Genomic DNA, 16,422 nt, shown 5'->3' on the forward strand with positions numbered 1-16,422 from the left:
GCGTTCAATGCGAGGATCGGTAATTGAATTAAAGTGTTTCAGAAAAGTAGCGCTCATATTTTACGTGACCAAGGTGATTATTATGCCTTGATCTGATCACTACATATTCTATAAGTTCAATTTATAATGATCTTGCCGTGCTAGGTAACGTTTAGCTGTTAAGTAACGTTCACCACTGTTTTTAAGGGCCAAAATACGTGCTGCACTGAGCTTACTGTCGGCAACCAGTTTGTCATTCTTTTGTTGCTCAGCAATGCTAATTAAGTCGCTTAAGTAAGCACTTGCTTTTCTTGCTGATTGAGTCGATTCAGCCATGCCGAGCAGTGCATCATAGACTTCGGTACTGTGTTCACCATGTCTTTTTTCTAAAATAGTGTATGCCGTTTTGTATAACTCGTATTGTTTTTCGTGCTGGTAAGTGGCAAGACTATTTGCGTAGTTAATGGCTAAATTCGCTGTATTGTCGGAGTTTTCGCCATACACTTTTTGACCGAGTTGATAGGCTTTTTGCGCAAGTTCGGTAGTGTCTTGTTGGTTTTCAAGCGCAGCTAAATAGGCGCGGTAAGTTTCATTAAACTCACTGTTTATATCTTGATTAGCTAAACAAGGCTGGCTTAATAGTATGCCTAAACATATGGCTAAAGAGACTTTTTTCATAATAATCCTTATTATATTTAGCAAGTTAGCTTTTAAATAAATCACAAACGAGGGTTACTCATATTTATTAGTCGAGATTAGCAAAAGGTATTATAAATGTCACTTAATTGGGTAACTTCTAGTTAAAAATGCGGAGAAAGTGTTGATGAATACGGCTGTAAAATTAAGCTTGAAAGATGTGCAAAGCTCGTATCTTCGTCTGGTTTGAGTGTATAATACTTGAATTGCTGGTAACTGCCTCAATATTAGTTATCACTCGTCGTATGTTGCATTCTTACAACCTCAAACTGTTGTAATCACATTTGCAGTATTGCATTTATTTTTTTAATTTGGATTTGTCGTGGCGCAAGTAAGAGCAAGAGTCCAGCTAAATGTTGGCAAAAACAGTGATATCCCTGCAGAAATCGTCTCGTTTAGTGGTTTAAATGATGGCCAAGAGCATATTGCTTTAGTATTTAATCAAGCCGACACCGAGCAAGACATCCCCTTAATTCGTATGCATTCAGAGTGCTTAACGGGTGATGTATTTCATTCTTCGCGTTGTGACTGTGGTGAGCAGTTAAATGAGTGCATTGAAATGATGCATGAGCAAGGTGGAATTTTATTATATTTACGCCAAGAAGGGCGTGGCATAGGTTTATACAATAAGATTGATGCTTATGTATTGCAATCGCAAGGTATGAATACTTACGAAGCGAATAACCACCTAGGTTTTGCCGATGATTTGCGTGATTTTTCTGACGCTGTTTTAATGCTCGAGGCACTTAATCAAAAGCATGTTAAGTTAATGACTAACAACCCAAATAAGCTCAAAGCTCTGCGTGATGCTGGCATTGAAGTTGATTCAGTTGTCGGCACGCATGCACACATTAAAGCAGGTGTTGTTGGTAATCGCGCTTACTTAGAAACAAAAATCAAACATGGTTCACACATGCTTGATATCAAAAAAATTAAAAAGCCTGAATAATTTTCACAGCAGGTGACTATAAACAAATAGCGCACCCAGTTATACTCGGTGCGTTTTGTCGTTATTGAATGAGAAGCTATGTCGATCGAAGTGCGTATTTTTAAAGCCGATGCAGGCGTAAAATGGTTTAAAGCAGGTTGGGAAATCTTTAAGCTGCAACCGTTTACGTTTATTTTAATGCACCTATTAATAGGTGTGATTGGTTTCTTATCGTTAGTGTTACCCCTGCTGCAAGTTGTCGGTGCATTTGTTGCCCCATTTTTAATGGCGGGCTTTTATCAAGCGGTGCTAACTAAACAACAAGGTGGCACGATTAGTCAGGCAGATATCTTTAAACCGTTTACCAATAAAGGGAATCGTATTGGTTTAGTGCGAGTTGCTGTGTATCAAATGGCGGCGGGCATTTTATTAGCGGTGTTATCTAATTTTATCTTTGCAGATGCCTATGCGGTTATTTCAAGTCAAACGTTCGACCCACAAAACCAAACACACATAGCGGATTTACTGGCAACCATTTCTATGGGGCAAGTGGCCGTTTTTTTACTGGCAATCTGTGTGTATTTAACGGCGTTTGCTTATGCAGTCCCCTTGGTTTATTTTCAAAAGCAAACCAACATGTTCCAGGTATTAAAAACCTCGTTCATGGTGTTTTATCATAATATGGCTCCGTTAGGTGTTTACGGTTTGATTTGTGCTGTATTAATGCTGATCTGTATACCTTTATCGTTTATTCCACTATTGGTTTTAATGCCAATTTGTTACATTAGCTTCTTCGTGTCTTTTCAGGCTATTTTTATGCCAGTTGTGCCAAAAAGTGATGACCAACCAAAGACACCAGAAACATCGTCACAATCAGGACGCTTTGACGCGTAATGGATGATAAAGAAAAAAAGTTAAAAAATTACGTACTTTGGTTACTTTCACGACAAGATTACTCGCGTCGTGATTTAACCCGAAAGCTACAACAAAAAGAAGCGACGCCCGAGTTTACAGAGCGTTTGTTAGATTGGTGTGAGTCACACAACTTTATTAACGAGCAGCGCTACTGCGAAGGGTTTGTACGCCGCCATTTAGCGAAGTATCATGGGGCTAAACGCATCCAAAGCGAAGCAATGGCAAAAGGGATAGATCGGGCTTTGTTAGACAAGACGCTCGAAGAGTTCGAAATCGATTGGTTTGAGCTCGCACAGGACGCATATTTAAAAAAGTTTTCAAATTCACGTAAAGAACTCGATCAGAAAGAAAAAGCGAAACGTGTACGCTACTTGATGTATCGAGGCTTTAATTACGAACAAATTGATTTTGCAATGCAAGCACAGCAATAAACGGGTGAGACTTTCACATGCAGCATATGACTACCGCACAGATCAGGCAACAGTTCTTAGACTTTTTTGCCTCTAAACAACACCAAATTGTTCCTTCAAGCTCGCTGATCCCGGGCAACGATGCCACATTATTATTCAATAACGCCGGCATGGTGCAATTTAAAGATGTATTTTTAGGTGCGGAAAGCCGCCCTTATTCACGTGCAACCAGCTCACAGCGTTGTGTGCGCGCAGGTGGTAAACATAACGACCTTGAAAACGTGGGTTACACTGCACGTCACCATACATTCTTCGAAATGTTAGGTAACTTCAGCTTTGGCGATTACTTCAAACAAGACGCGATTAAGTTTGCGTGGCAGTTTTTAACAGAGACTGTAAAGTTACCGCAAGAAAAGTTATTGGTTACTATTTACCACGATGACGAAGAAGCGTTTAACATTTGGCACAAAGAAGTGGGTCTAAGTGAAGACCGCATTATTCGTATTGCAACCAGCGATAATTTCTGGTCAATGGGTGACACGGGTCCGTGTGGTCCATGTTCAGAAATCTTTTATGATCACGGTGAAGAAATTTGGGGGGGACCTCCAGGCTCACCTGAAGAAGATGGCGACCGTTTCATCGAAATTTGGAACCTAGTATTCATGCAATACAACCGCCATGCCGACGGTACAATGGAGCCGCTTCCTAAGCAATCTGTTGATACTGGTATGGGTCTTGAGCGTATCGCGGCTATTTTACAAGGCGTTCACTCAAACTACGAAATCGATTTGTTCCAAGCACTCATTGCTGCGGCGGCTAAAGTAACCAACGCGCAAGATTTAAATGATAAATCATTACGCGTAGTGGCTGACCACATTCGTTCGTGTGCATTCTTAGTGTCTGACGGCGTTATGCCATCAAACGAAGGCCGCGGTTACGTATTACGTCGTATTATTCGTCGTGCAGTACGTCACGGTAACAAACTTGGCGCAAAAGGCGCGTTCTTCTATAAGCTTGTAGCTGCACTAATCGAGCAAATGGGTCAAGCGTATCCTGAGCTTGCTAAGCAACAAGAAATTATCGAAAAAGTATTACGCATCGAAGAAGAGCAGTTTGGTAAAACACTTGAGCGTGGTCTAGCAATTCTTGAAGAAAGCCTTACTGACATCGAAGGTGATGTAATCCCGGGTGATTTAGTCTTCAAGCTTTACGATACTTACGGTTTCCCTGCTGATTTAACGGCTGACGTTGCGCGTGAGCGTTTCATGACTATTGATGAGCAAGGTTTTCAAGAGTGCATGGCTGTTCAGCGTAAGCAAGCACAGCAAGCGGGTAAATTTGGTGCTGATTATAACCAGCAACTTAAATCTGAAAAACACACAGACTTTAAAGGGTACGATTCAGAGCACTACACTGGCACCGTGGTTGAATTATTTGCCGAGGGCCAATCTGTTTCTGTACTTGAAGATGGCCAAGAAGGTATTGCAATTCTTGACCGTACACCATTCTACGCCGAGTCAGGTGGTCAGGTTGGTGACACGGGTGTGTTAAAAGTGGCGGGTGGTGAGTTTGTTGTTACTAACACTACCAAGCTGGGTAATGCATTTGCGCACCATGGTCGTGTACAAGGCCGCATTGGTACAAACGACAAAGCAGAAGCAACAATTGATGCTGCACGTCGCGATAGCATCAAGAAAAACCATACTGCCACGCATATTTTACATGAAACGCTTCGCCAAATTTTAGGTGATCACGTAAGTCAAAAAGGTTCACTGGTTGACCCTGAGCGTTTACGTTTTGATTTCTCTCACTTTGAAGCCGTAACAAAAGATGAGTTACGTCAAATTGAGCGTGCAGTGAACGACGAAATCCGTCGTAACTTTGCGCTTGAGACTGAGCTTATGGCAATTGATGAGGCCAAGGCAAAAGGGGCGATGGCGTTATTCGGAGAGAAATACGACGACGAAGTGCGCGTAGTCACGATTGGTGATTACTCAATCGAGCTGTGTGGTGGTACTCACGTTAAGCGTGCTGGTGATATTGGTTTATTCAAAATCGTATCAGAAAGCGGCATTGCAGCTGGTATTCGTCGTATCGAAGCGGTAACAGGTGCTGAAGCTGTTGCGTATGTCAGTGAGCAAGAGCAACAGTTAAACGATGTTGCAGCTCTAGTAAAAGGTGATAGCAGCACGGTACTTGAAAAAGTAACAGCACTCCTTGAAAAGTCAAAAGGGCTTGAGAAGCAAATTGCTCAGCTTAACGATAAGCTAGCAAGTGCGGCGGGTGCATCGCTACTTGACTCAGTTGTTGAAGTGAATGGTATTAAACTTCTAGTTGCTGATGTAGCTGGTACAGAGTCGAAAGCATTACGTGGCATGGTTGATGACCTGAAAACGAAGATTGGTTCAGGCGTGATTGCACTTGGTGTAGCAAACGGCGACAAAGTTAGCTTAATTGCCGGTGTAACTAAAGACCTGACAGGCAAAGTGAAAGCGGGTGAACTTGTTAATCACATGGCTGCACAAGTGGGCGGTAAAGGCGGTGGTCGTCCTGATATGGCGCAAGCGGGTGGTACTCAGCCAGAGAACCTAAGCGCAGCTTTAGAAAGCGTAACTAGTTGGTTATCTGAACGTTCTTAATCACTAGTGGCACTTATCGTCCAAAAGTTCGGCGGCACTTCAGTGGGCTCCATTGAGCGTATTGAGGCCGTCGCCGACCTTGTTGTTAAAACAAAACAACAAGGCCATCAAGTTGTGGTGGTGCTCTCGGCTATGTCGGGAGAAACTAACCGTCTGATTGACCTCGCTAAACAAATAGATTCTCGGCCTAGTGCCCGTGAACTCGATGTGTTGCTTACCACTGGTGAGCAAGTGTCGGTATCGTTGTTGGCAATGGCAATAATTAAGCGTGGACACTCCGCTGTTAGCTTACTTGCCGATCAGGTAAATATTCGTACTGACAATATGTTCGGTAAAGCCCGTATTGAAGAAATTGCAGCGACACGGCTAAAGCATGAGCTTGAGCATAACCGGATTGCAATTATTGCTGGTTTTCAAGGCCGTGATATCGAGGGCAATATCACCACGTTAGGTCGCGGCGGCACTGATACCTCAGCAGTTGAAATTGCGGGGGCAATTAATGCCGATGAATGCCAAATTTATACTGATGTTGACGGCGTTTATACGACCGATCCACGCATTGAACCAAATGCGCGTCGTATGAGCCATGTTACCTTTGAAGAAATGCTCGAAATGGCGAGTTTAGGCGCAAAGGTCTTACATATTCGCAGTGTCGAAGCAGCAGGAAAGTATAATATACCGCTCAGGGTGTTATCGAGTTTTAATCCCGATCAAGGGACCTTGATCAGTTTTGAGGAGCCGGATGTGCAAGCAAATATTGTGTCGGGTATTGCGTTTAATCGAGATGAAAGTCTTATTTATGTCAACGCAGTGCCACAAGGAATGGAAAACCTTGCAAAAATTTTGCAACTTTTTGCAGAATTCGGTATCGAAATAGATATGATTAATCAAGTTAATCATAACTTTGAAAAAATAGACTATGCTTTTACTGTGCACACAAATGATTTTGAGCAGGCGCTTGAAATTTTAACCAGTAACCAAAGTGCTATCAAAGCTGAATCTATAAATGGAGTAAGCAATGTTGCCAAGGTATCTGCTGTTGGCGTAGGGATGAAATCTCACTCAGGTGTCGCAAGTTTATTTTTTAATGCACTTGCACAAGAAAGCATCAAAGTGATACTTATATCGACATCAGAAATAAAGATATCAGTTTTAATTGATGAAAAGTATTTAGAACTGGCTGTACGTGCACTACACAAAGTTTTTTTAACTGAAAATGAGTAAGATATAGAGTTTTTACTTACTTTTAGGTCTAGTTTTCATTAAAATGATTTTGACGCGGAATCTTTTAATTTTTTGGAACATGGGAGCAAGAGAATGCTAATACTAACTCGAAGAGTAGGTGAAACCCTAATGATCGGTGACGAAGTAACAGTTACTGTTCTTGGTGTTAAAGGAAATCAGGTTCGCATTGGTGTAAATGCACCTAAAGATGTCTCTGTACATCGTGAAGAAATTTACATGCGAATCCAAGCAGAGAAATCTAACCCTAATCCGGGTAATGTTTAATCAGCAACAAGATTTTTTAAGAGCCACTCATTGAGTGGCTCTTTTATTTAGCACGGTGGTCATTGCTTCGTTTAGCGCTTGCTTTGATAAATACTGCATGCCTTTGTCTGCTTTTAAAATATAACCCCGCTCTGTTTCAATAATCTCATTGATTTGCTGCCAACTTAATTGGTAGCTTTTGTAAGGGTTTTCGGCTTTTACACCCTCATCATCAAAACTAACGGTTACTTCACTGCCTGATGCGCGACTCAGCATTTGTCTAGTGACCCACCAAGGGCGTTTGTAGTAAAACGATAAACACTCAACGATAGCCAGCATAAACATAAAGCTGCCAAGGTAATGGTTTTCAAGCATATAAAAGGCAAGTAACCCTAGGCTTATTAGCAATAATAATAATGGATATTTTGGTTTTGCCTGTGAAGAGTAGGGCAATGACTCATCAAAGCACTCATAGTAATAAGGTTTATCTAGTGTGTAAGTTATACTTAGCGACATTCATAGTACTCACATTATTTGATACATGAAGTTTATCATTTTTAGAAAAAAACTACCGTAGTTGGTTTTCATTTTGTTGTCATTATGAGAGCTTATACCAACCTGCAATATTACTTAATCATTCAGAGGGATTAAACCTGACGCTAGCTGCGTTAAAAGTTTCTATCTAGAACAACGTAATGATGAAGCTTTTCTCCTTGCTATTGCCCGTTTTACCTGTCTCTAAACAGCTTATTTAATTAAGCTGCCTAGAGTTTAAGTGAATGCGTTTAAGTAAATGTGTTTTTAGGCGAAAATATTATGCTCGTTAGCTCATTATCTTTAGCTCTTACAGTGGCCACTAACTCGTTTTTAGTTATGGCCGACATGCCTTATACACCGATTGATGAAATTAACCTTGCTAAGCCCAATGGCAAGTTAGCAAAAGCTGTTGCGACTACACCTCATGGCTTTTTGATGCATTTAGGTGATATGAAATCTGGCTCTCTTGCATGTACCAATGAACTCTTAACAAGCAATAAACAACTACTTACTTCTCTTTCTTCTCAGCCATTTATTTACACGCCTGGCGACAATGAATGGACCGACTGTGACCGTGCTACGCTAAATCCCCGTTTTGATGAACTTGAGCGATTAAACTACGTTAAAGGATTAATGTATGACGAAGCATACGTTAAAAAAGCGAAGCAGCTAGAGGGCTTTACACAGCAGGCCGATATGCTTGAAAACGCTCGCTGGCAGTTTGACGGAATAGAGTTTCGCACTTTGCATATACCAGGTACGTTTAATGGCCGCTCTCAAATACTAAAAACTGATAAACATGTTGCACTTGATGCGGCCGATACACGAGACAAGCTTAATGTAAATTGGTTAAATCAGGCGTTAGTTAATCAGAGTGCGAAAGCATATGTGTTTGGCTTTCAAGCCGATATCTATCGTTCAACTAAAAAGCAGCCATGCGCTGATTTACGCCGAAGCGACTGCGACGCCTTTAAAGTATATCGAGATGCAATCAATGACTTTGCAAAGCGCACTGATAAGCCGGTGTTGGTAATGCATGGTGATACACCCCCATACTGTCAGCAGCAACTGGCTGATAATTTAACCCGTTTGAATGTACCCGGCGACTTTGAAGTAAGTGATATAGCGAAGGTGAGTTTAGTCGATGGTAATTGGCAAATTAACAGTATGGCGTCAGGGAAGGTATTAACTGTTCAATGTAAGTAAAAAATTAAGTAAAAAAAGAGCGGCTTTATAAGCCGCTTTTTCGTAAGATGTCTATTTTTAGCAGTTAGTTTCTTCTGCTTTTACACCTTCTTTAACTTCTTCGCATGCATCTTCTACTGCATTTTGAGCGTCGGTTACTGCTTCATCAATGCGCTCACCAGCTTCTTCTGCTGTGTTGTCTTCACACCCCATAATAAATAAAGCTGAAAATAGGGCGATAGTAGCTGCTTTTAAAGTTGAATTTTTCATAATGAAATTCCTTGTAAATAAATTAGTAAAGTAAATTGCTGTTGGTTTGTTATTACTTAGGTACATTGCCTCTAAGAGCACCTGATATAAGTGAAATAACAAGTAAAACTAAGAATATAAAAAATATGATTTTAGCTATGCCTGCTGCGGCCCCTGCAATACCGCCAAAACCTAACACTGCAGCGATTAGCGCTATAACTAAAAAAGTAACTGTCCAGCGTAACATAATGTTCTCCTTGGTTATTTAATTTCGTTTCGGTTGATTAGACTGAAGCGAGTTCCATACCAAAGTTTTAAAGTCCTTATTTTTCAATTTGTTAGTTTTGTTCTCGGTTTTTTTTGTGGCGTGTCGTTTGGTAATTATTACGAGTGATCATGTAACTTATTCATAGTGATAATTTTTCAACTTCTATGCTGAAAGTGGACGCCTGTGATTATGTTTTCTTGGTAAGACCAATTTAACCTGTATGGCATACAAGTTACCAAACCCCTTGCTTTAGCTGATTTTTACGCTGCTACGTTACACAGTTAACTATTTTTACATATAACTTTTGACTATATTGAGTATTTTTATCGTCTATATTGGGTAGTTAATTGCCGTAATGGCTTGGTGTTAATTAATTGTTTGATGTGTTACCCTGTAATTAATTGGTTTTACCAATTGACAATAAAGCTTTAAAAATAAGTTTTGTTTGTTATTATGAATGTTTAAATATTCGATTTAAGTGTTTTTTTATTCTGAGTAGCGAGGGGAGCAGTATGGATATTGGTGGCTTACTTACAACCGCAGCCAGCTTAATGCTAACGGGTATGGTGGGTGTATTTATCTTTCTCAGTATTTTGATTTCAGCCGTACTGCTGATGTCGAAATTGTTGGGGCGATTTGAAAACTCTGCGAGCTCAGTTCCAGTCCGAACCGCAAAATTACAGCCTCAGCAAGGGGTACCACCGACACATATTGCAGCTATCAGCGCTGCTATCGCTCAATTTAGAAATAAACAACAATAACGGAGCAGCTTGAACATGGCTAAATTAAAACTAACCGAATTAGTATTGCGTGATGCGCATCAGTCTCTCTTAGCAACGCGTATGCGCCTAGATGATATGCTGCCTATTGCCGAAAAGCTTGATCATGCAGGTTATTGGTCTATTGAATCATGGGGGGGAGCTACTTTTGACTCCTGTATCCGTTATTTAGGTGAAGACCCTTGGCAGCGTATCCGTGAGCTAAAGGCGGCAATGCCAAACACTAAACAGCAAATGTTATTACGCGGTCAAAACCTTTTAGGTTATCGCCACTATGCTGATGACGTTGTTGAAAAATTTGTTGAACGCGCCCATAAAAATGGCGTTGATGTATTCCGTATTTTCGATGCGATGAATGATGTACGTAACTTAGAAACGGCGATTAAAGCGGCTGTTAAAGTGGGAGCGCACGCGCAAGGGACTATTTCGTATACGGTAAGCCCTGTTCATACGCTTGATATGTGGTTAAAACTTGCTAAACAATTAGAAGAGCTTGGTTGTCACTCTATTTGTATTAAAGATATGGCGGGTTTATTAAAACCGTATGAGTGTGAGCAACTCATTAAAGGGTTGAAAGAGACAGTTTCAATTCCGATTGCTATGCAATGTCATGCGACTACAGGGCTTAGCACTGCAACATATCAAAAAGCAATTGATGCAGGTATTGATATGCTTGATACCGCAATATCGTCAATGAGTATGACGTATGGCCACAGTGCCACTGAAACAATTGTGTCAATTGTTGAAGGCACAGAGCGCGATACTGAACTCGATTTAAATCAACTTGAAGAAATTGCTGCGTACTTCCGTGATGTTCGCAAAAAGTATGCGGCATTTGAAGGCAGCTTAAAAGGGGTTGATGGTCGAATTTTACTAGCACAAGTGCCTGGCGGCATGTTAACTAACATGGAAAACCAGCTTAAAGAGCAAGGTGCAGCAGATAAATTAGACCAAGTATTACTTGAGATCCCGCGTGTTCGTGAAGACTTAGGGTTCATTCCGCTTGTTACACCCACCTCACAAATAGTAGGAACACAAGCGGTACTTAATGTATTAACTGGTGAGCGTTATAAAACAATCACTAAAGAAACTGCCGGTGTACTTAAAGGTGAATATGGTGCGACACCAGCGCCAATGAATAAAGAGCTGCAAGAACGCGTCCTTGATGGTGCTGAACCGATTACTTGTCGCCCTGCTGATAAACTTGAGCCTGAACTTGAGAAATTAGAAGCCGAGCTTTTAAAAGAAGCCAAAGAGCAAGGCTTAGAGCTTGCTGATGAAGTGATTGATGATGTGCTTACTTATGCATTATTCCCGCAAATTGGCTTGAAGTTTATTAAAAACCGCCATAACCCTGATGCATTTGAAGCAGTTCCAACAGCTGAAACTGCCCAGACTGAAAGTAAACAACCTACGTCAGGCAAAAATGCCGTTAAAGCTGAGCAGTATAGCGTAAAAGTTGATGGGAAAGTTTACGATGTCGTAGTAGCGCAAGGTGGTGAGCTTAAAGAAGTTACTCTTAAAGACAGCGAATTAATTCCACAATCGGCATCAGCGTCAGCGGGTGAAACGCTCAATGCGCCATTGGCGGGTAATATCTTTAAAATTAAGGTAAAGCCGGGCCAAACGGTAAATCAAGGCGATGTGGTTATCATTATGGAAGCAATGAAAATGGAAACCGAAGTCCGTGCTGCACATACAGGCACTGTCGCTGAAATCTTAGTAGCCGAAGGTGACTCAGTTACCACTGGCGATGCTATGATTTCGTTAGCGTAGGGGATAGAAGATGGATGGTCTTTTAAACCTTTGGCATGCAACGGGTATAGCAAACTTTACCTTTCCTGCTTTGATTATGATTGCCGTAGGGTGTTTATTGCTGTATTTGGCAATTGCACGTAATTTTGAGCCGTTGCTGCTTTTACCCATTGGCTTCGGCGCTATTTTGACAAACATTCCAGTTGCTGGGTTATCTGACCCAGGTGGGCTTTTATATTATGTTTATCACATTGGTATCGACTCAGGTGTTTTTCCACTGTTGATCTTTATGGGGGTGGGTGCATTAACAGATTTTAGTGCTTTAATTGCAAACCCTCGCATGTTGTTATTGGGGGCTGCTGCTCAGTTTGGTATTTTTGCAACCTTATTTGGTGCCATTTTACTTAACTTTATTCCAGGTTTTGAGTTTACCCTGCAAGATGCATCCGCTATCGCTATTATCGGTGGTGCAGATGGTCCAACGGCAATATTTTTAGCGTCGAAATTGGCTCCTGATTTATTAGGTGCCATTGCAGTAGCTGCTTATTCGTACATGGCATTGGTTCCTATAATTCAACCGCCCATCATGCGAGCTTTAACAACGCCTGAAGAGCGCCAAATTCAAATGCCACAATTACGTGCTGTGTCGAAAACTGAGAAGATTATTTTCCCGCTTATGGTATTGAGCCTAACTATTTTGTTCTTACCAGCGGCAACCCCTCTTGTTGGCATGTTTTGTTTAGGTAATTTAATGCGAGAGTCTGGTGTTGTTGACCGTTTAAGTAATAGTGCGCAAAACGAGATCATTAACATTACCACTATTTTCTTAGGTCTTGCTGTTGGCTCAAAACTGGCTGCCGATAAGTTCTTAACTGTCGAAACGATAGGTATTTTAGTACTTGGTGCATTGGCTTTTGCCATTGGTACAGCGTCTGGTGTCTTTATGGCAAAAGGCCTCAATAAGATTTCTAAATCACCTATTAACCCGCTAGTAGGGGCTGCTGGAGTGTCAGCCGTTCCAATGGCTGCGCGTGTTGTTAATAAAGTAGGCCTTGAAAGTAACCCGCATAATTTCTTGTTAATGCATGCAATGGGGCCAAATGTTGCAGGGGTACTAGGCAGTGCTGTTGCAGCTGGTATTTTGTTAGCGATTGTAGGTTAATAAATCGATTACACATTTTACTTCCAACCGACTGGCGCAGTAATTTTACTGCGCTTTTTTTTGCCTATAGACTGGTTACATTACCGTCTACATTAGGAAGCCACCATGAATATATTTGTTATCTTACTTTGCTTGTTTATTGCCTTGGTTATTCTGGTGCCGTTACTTGAAAAGTACCATTCAAAACTGGGCCTTGATGGCGCAACTAAATACGCTAAGTACATTTGGCCTCTGGTGATGATCTCAATGGTTATTCAGCTTATTTATTTACTCGTAAGGTAATTTAGGGCCAAGCACAAAAAAGCCGCTACAACGTGCAGCGGCTTTGTCATTATTAATTAGCTTATTTGCTTAAGGCTAATTGCATTTCACGGTTACGCTGTAATTGCGCTAAGAAGTTATCTGCAATAGGTTTAAATTTGGCTAACTCATCACGAGGCAAGGGTTCTGATTTAGGTAGTTTTACCGTTTTAGGGTTACGGTGTACACCATTTACCAAAAACTCATAATGTAAGTGTGGGCCTGTTACACGACCAGTAGCACCGACCGTACCAATTTTTTGGCCTTGCTTCACTTTCTGACCCGTTTTAACCATTTTTTTGTTTAAGTGTAAGTACTTAGTCACGTATTGAGTGCCATGGCTAATAAAAACATAGTTACCGTTGTACTTACTGTAGCCTGCCTTAAGCACTTTACCATTACCAGCTGAAACAACCGGTGTGCCAGTGCGTGCGGCATAATCGATACCGTTGTGTGGCTTAACTGTCTTTGTTACAGGGTGTAAACGGCGTGGGTTAAAGCTAGAGCTAATATATTTAAAGTTAACTGGTGCACGCAAGAAGGCTTTTTTCATGCTACGGCCTTCAGGAGTGTAAAAGTTACCATCTGTATGACGAATTGCTGTGTAGCGCTCGCCTTGGTTAATAAATTCTGCGGCAATAATTTTACCGTCGCCAATGTATTCACCATCAACATAATGTGCTTCGTAAATTAAACCGAATTGGTCGCCATTACGAATATCATTGGCAAAATCGACATCCCAACCAAAAATATCAGCAAAGTTCATAATTTGACGTTCGCTAAGGCCTGCGGCAATACCTGATGTCCAAAAGCTGCTATTAATCTCTCCACCGGCTGATTTACTCAGCGTTTCTATCTCTTTACTATCGATAGAGGTGTCGTAGTTACCTTCTTCGTTTAAGGTAACGTATAAGGTATCTGTTTTTGAGATAACATAGCGAAGCTGTGCTAATGAGCCATCTTCTGCGGTTGCAAAGCTTAATACTTCACCTGGATGAATTTTTGTCAGTTTACGCGTTTCAGCGTTTGTATTGATTAGCTTGTGTAATGTTTGTGCTGAAAAACCTGCACGTTTAAAAATAAGTGCTAAATTATCGCCATTGCGAACTTCATGGTCGATAAGGTCGTATTCTGGAAGTTTAGCTGCTGCTTGCTCAGAATTTAATTCAGTCAGTTTTTCGTTATCGTCAACTTTAACTTGTAATTCGTAGCGCTTGCCAATCTCAAGTGCATTCGCACTGTTATCCTTTGATGCGGTGGCTTTTTCCGAAGGTAATAATGCTAAGCCAGCAATAGCAGAAACCAAACCGAGAATAAGCAGTTTGTGTTTTTTGGGGAGTTTGTGCACAACGTGAACCATAACGTGCCTTTTTCTGCTGTCAAGAAAATTAATTACTAATATTGCAGGATATACCTAAAATAGAGCAAATACCAGAGTTTTGTAGATTTAAACTGGCGCTATTTTACGCTAGAATTAGTAGGCGCGTTAAACTTTTTTGATTAAATTTGCAGCAGATGCCAAGAGTTAAACTAATTATGCATTAGTTAACTAAAGTACCTTCATTAAAATGCAATAACGCGGTATAAAGAACAATCACGCGCGCTGCCTTCGGGGCTTTTACTTAACACGGTTAAGTTAGCTTTATTTTTGTGCAGTATTTCTGGCGCTAACTAGCTAAATTTTAATGTTTTAGTTCTATTTTAACCCTAATAGGCCACCACGCCCGGTAAGCTGAATTTTTGGAGTAATACACAGTGGATTTACAAACCGCTCTAGCTGAGATAAAACGCGGTGCAGAAGAGATATTAATTGAAGACGAATTAGTTGAAAAATTAAAGTCTGGTAAGAAGTTAAAGATCAAAGCGGGTTTCGATCCAACTGCGCCTGATCTACATTTGGGTCACACAGTACTTATCAATAAAATGAAAACCTTCCAAGACCTAGGTCATGAAGTGATTTTCTTGATTGGTGATTTCACAGGTATGATTGGTGATCCAACGGGTAAAAACGTGACACGTAAACCGTTAACCCGTGATGACGTGCTTGCAAATGCCGAAACATATAAAGAGCAAGTATTTAAGATTCTTGATCCTGCTAAAACAACGGTTGCATTTAACTCTACGTGGATGGAGACATTAGGTGCTGCGGGCATGATCAAACTGGCTGCGCGTCAAACAGTAGCACGTATGCTAGAACGTGATGACTTTAAAAAGCGTTATGCCGGTGGCCAATCTATTGCAATCCACGAATTTTTATATCCACTTGTTCAAGGTTGGGACTCAGTTGCATTAGAAGCAGACGTTGAACTAGGTGGTACTGATCAACGTTTTAATTTACTAATGGGTCGTGAGTTACAAAAAGACGAAGGTCAAAAGCCACAAACAGTGCTAATGATGCCGCTGCTTGAAGGGACTGACGGCGTACAAAAAATGTCTAAATCATTAGGCAACTACATTGGTATTACTGATGAACCAAACGATATGTTTGGTAAAGTGATGTCAATTAGTGATGAGCTAATGTGGCGTTACTATGACTTACTAAGTGCGTTATCTATTGAAGAAATTGCTGCGCTTAAGCAACGCGTTGCAGAGGGTGTTAATCCGCGTGATATTAAGATTGAACTGGCTAAAGAATTAATTGCGCGTTTCCACAGCGCAGATGCAGCCGAAGGTGCACACCAAGATTTCATCAAACGATTCCAAAAAAATGCTTTACCAGATGAAATCCCTGAAGTGACTGTAACCATCGCTGAAGAGTCGGTCTTTATCACTAATTTGCTAAAAGAAGCAAACTTAGTAGCGAGTACGTCTGAAGCAATGCGAATGATCAAGCAAGGCGCAGTTAAAATTAATGGTGAAGAAAAAGTAACAGATACTAAGCTTGAAGTTGCAAAAGGTACCACTGAGATTTACCAAGTAGGTAAACGTAAGTTTGCAAAGATCACGGTTGCTTAATACTTCCATACTAAGCAAAACAAAAAACCAGCTTCGGCTTAATGCAGATCAGTTAAGGAAAAACCAATAAAATAAAGGGTTACAGCGATGATTTATAAAAATCTTACTGAAGCCCTTTTGCTATATGGTCTTTAGCTAATTTTGTCCCCACCTGCTTTAAGCAGCTTTAACTGAATA

Annotated in this window: 17 protein-coding genes; 12 read left to right on the plus strand and 5 right to left on the minus strand. The window is 40.9% G+C overall.

Annotation, left to right across the window (positions count from 1 at the left end; all coding sequences use genetic code 11):
• Nucleotides 1-108: 108 nt before the first annotated feature.
• Nucleotides 109-657, minus strand: coding sequence for a hypothetical protein (locus tag JIG41_RS06055; protein WP_199524429.1), 549 nt, complete (start codon nucleotides 655-657; stop codon nucleotides 109-111).
• Between the two features lie 340 nt (nucleotides 658-997).
• Here JIG41_RS06055 and ribA point away from each other — a divergent pair, with 340 nt between their 5' ends.
• The 6 genes from ribA to csrA all read left to right on the plus strand — a co-directional run bounded on the left by ribA (nucleotide 998) and on the right by csrA (nucleotide 7,076).
• The gene (gene ribA, locus JIG41_RS06060) at nucleotides 998-1,624 is read left to right on the plus strand and encodes a GTP cyclohydrolase II (RefSeq protein WP_036970507.1); all 627 of its coding nucleotides are present in this window, start codon (nucleotides 998-1,000) and stop codon (nucleotides 1,622-1,624) included.
• A gap of 78 nt (nucleotides 1,625-1,702) precedes the next feature.
• Nucleotides 1,703-2,497, plus strand: coding sequence for a BPSS1780 family membrane protein (locus JIG41_RS06065; protein ID WP_065978419.1), 795 nt, complete (start codon nucleotides 1,703-1,705; stop codon nucleotides 2,495-2,497).
• Nucleotides 2,497-2,949, plus strand: coding sequence for a regulatory protein RecX (locus tag JIG41_RS06070; RefSeq protein WP_036970503.1), 453 nt, complete (start codon nucleotides 2,497-2,499; stop codon nucleotides 2,947-2,949). Before JIG41_RS06065 ends, JIG41_RS06070 begins: the two co-directional genes overlap by 1 nt.
• A 17-nt stretch (nucleotides 2,950-2,966) precedes the next feature.
• The gene (alaS, locus tag JIG41_RS06075) at nucleotides 2,967-5,567 is read left to right on the plus strand and encodes an alanine--tRNA ligase (RefSeq protein ID WP_065978417.1); all 2,601 of its coding nucleotides are present in this window, start codon (nucleotides 2,967-2,969) and stop codon (nucleotides 5,565-5,567) included.
• 6 nt (nucleotides 5,568-5,573) lie between these two features.
• The gene (locus tag JIG41_RS06080) at nucleotides 5,574-6,791 is read left to right on the plus strand and encodes an aspartate kinase (protein WP_036970498.1); all 1,218 of its coding nucleotides are present in this window, start codon (nucleotides 5,574-5,576) and stop codon (nucleotides 6,789-6,791) included.
• A gap of 93 nt (nucleotides 6,792-6,884) precedes the next feature.
• Nucleotides 6,885-7,076 carry a carbon storage regulator CsrA gene (csrA, locus tag JIG41_RS06085; protein ID WP_036970495.1) on the plus strand — a complete coding sequence of 64 codons (192 nt, stop codon included), beginning with the start codon at nucleotides 6,885-6,887 and terminating at the stop codon, nucleotides 7,074-7,076.
• Nucleotides 7,077-7,103: 27 nt separating this feature from the next.
• On the opposite strand, the gene JIG41_RS06090 is transcribed toward csrA, so the two are convergent.
• Nucleotides 7,104-7,571, minus strand: coding sequence for a YcxB family protein (locus JIG41_RS06090; protein WP_074989457.1), 468 nt, complete (start codon nucleotides 7,569-7,571; stop codon nucleotides 7,104-7,106).
• Between the two features lie 300 nt (nucleotides 7,572-7,871).
• Between JIG41_RS06090 and JIG41_RS06095 the strand changes: the two genes are divergently transcribed.
• Nucleotides 7,872-8,798, plus strand: coding sequence for a hypothetical protein (locus JIG41_RS06095; RefSeq protein WP_199524430.1), 927 nt, complete (start codon nucleotides 7,872-7,874; stop codon nucleotides 8,796-8,798).
• Between the two features lie 57 nt (nucleotides 8,799-8,855).
• On the opposite strand, the gene JIG41_RS06100 is transcribed toward JIG41_RS06095, so the two are convergent.
• Nucleotides 8,856-9,047 carry a hypothetical protein gene (locus tag JIG41_RS06100; RefSeq protein ID WP_036970483.1) on the minus strand — a complete coding sequence of 64 codons (192 nt, stop codon included), beginning with the start codon at nucleotides 9,045-9,047 and terminating at the stop codon, nucleotides 8,856-8,858.
• A 52-nt stretch (nucleotides 9,048-9,099) separates the two neighbouring features.
• On the minus strand, nucleotides 9,100-9,273 hold the full coding sequence (locus tag JIG41_RS06105; protein ID WP_036970480.1) for a DUF1328 domain-containing protein: 174 nt from the start codon (nucleotides 9,271-9,273) through the stop codon (nucleotides 9,100-9,102).
• Nucleotides 9,274-9,806: 533 nt separating this feature from the next.
• On the opposite strand from JIG41_RS06105, the gene JIG41_RS06110 reads away from it, so the two are divergent.
• From JIG41_RS06110 to JIG41_RS06125, 4 genes are all read left to right on the plus strand, one after another.
• Nucleotides 9,807-10,055 carry an OadG family transporter subunit gene (locus JIG41_RS06110; RefSeq protein ID WP_036970477.1) on the plus strand — a complete coding sequence of 83 codons (249 nt, stop codon included), beginning with the start codon at nucleotides 9,807-9,809 and terminating at the stop codon, nucleotides 10,053-10,055.
• Nucleotides 10,056-10,070: 15 nt separating this feature from the next.
• Nucleotides 10,071-11,849, plus strand: a complete 1,779-nt coding sequence (gene oadA / locus JIG41_RS06115) for a sodium-extruding oxaloacetate decarboxylase subunit alpha (RefSeq protein WP_036970475.1) — start codon at nucleotides 10,071-10,073, stop codon at nucleotides 11,847-11,849.
• Between the two features lie 10 nt (nucleotides 11,850-11,859).
• The gene (locus tag JIG41_RS06120) at nucleotides 11,860-12,990 is read left to right on the plus strand and encodes a sodium ion-translocating decarboxylase subunit beta (protein ID WP_036970471.1); all 1,131 of its coding nucleotides are present in this window, start codon (nucleotides 11,860-11,862) and stop codon (nucleotides 12,988-12,990) included.
• Between the two features lie 105 nt (nucleotides 12,991-13,095).
• Entirely contained in the window at nucleotides 13,096-13,272 is a 177-nt protein-coding gene (locus tag JIG41_RS06125) for a hypothetical protein (protein WP_162898025.1), read from the plus strand.
• 61 nt (nucleotides 13,273-13,333) lie between these two features.
• Here the strand turns inward: JIG41_RS06125 and JIG41_RS06130 are convergent, their stop codons facing one another.
• Nucleotides 13,334-14,650, minus strand: coding sequence for a peptidoglycan DD-metalloendopeptidase family protein (locus JIG41_RS06130; protein ID WP_199524431.1), 1,317 nt, complete (start codon nucleotides 14,648-14,650; stop codon nucleotides 13,334-13,336).
• A gap of 395 nt (nucleotides 14,651-15,045) precedes the next feature.
• Between JIG41_RS06130 and tyrS the strand changes: the two genes are divergently transcribed.
• Nucleotides 15,046-16,245, plus strand: a complete 1,200-nt coding sequence (tyrS, locus tag JIG41_RS06135; protein ID WP_065978412.1) for a tyrosine--tRNA ligase — start codon at nucleotides 15,046-15,048, stop codon at nucleotides 16,243-16,245.
• Nucleotides 16,246-16,422: the final 177 nt, after the last annotated feature.

Source organism: Pseudoalteromonas sp. bablab_jr011 (assembly GCF_016464045.1).
Classification (GTDB): domain Bacteria; phylum Pseudomonadota; class Gammaproteobacteria; order Enterobacterales; family Alteromonadaceae; genus Pseudoalteromonas; species Pseudoalteromonas lipolytica.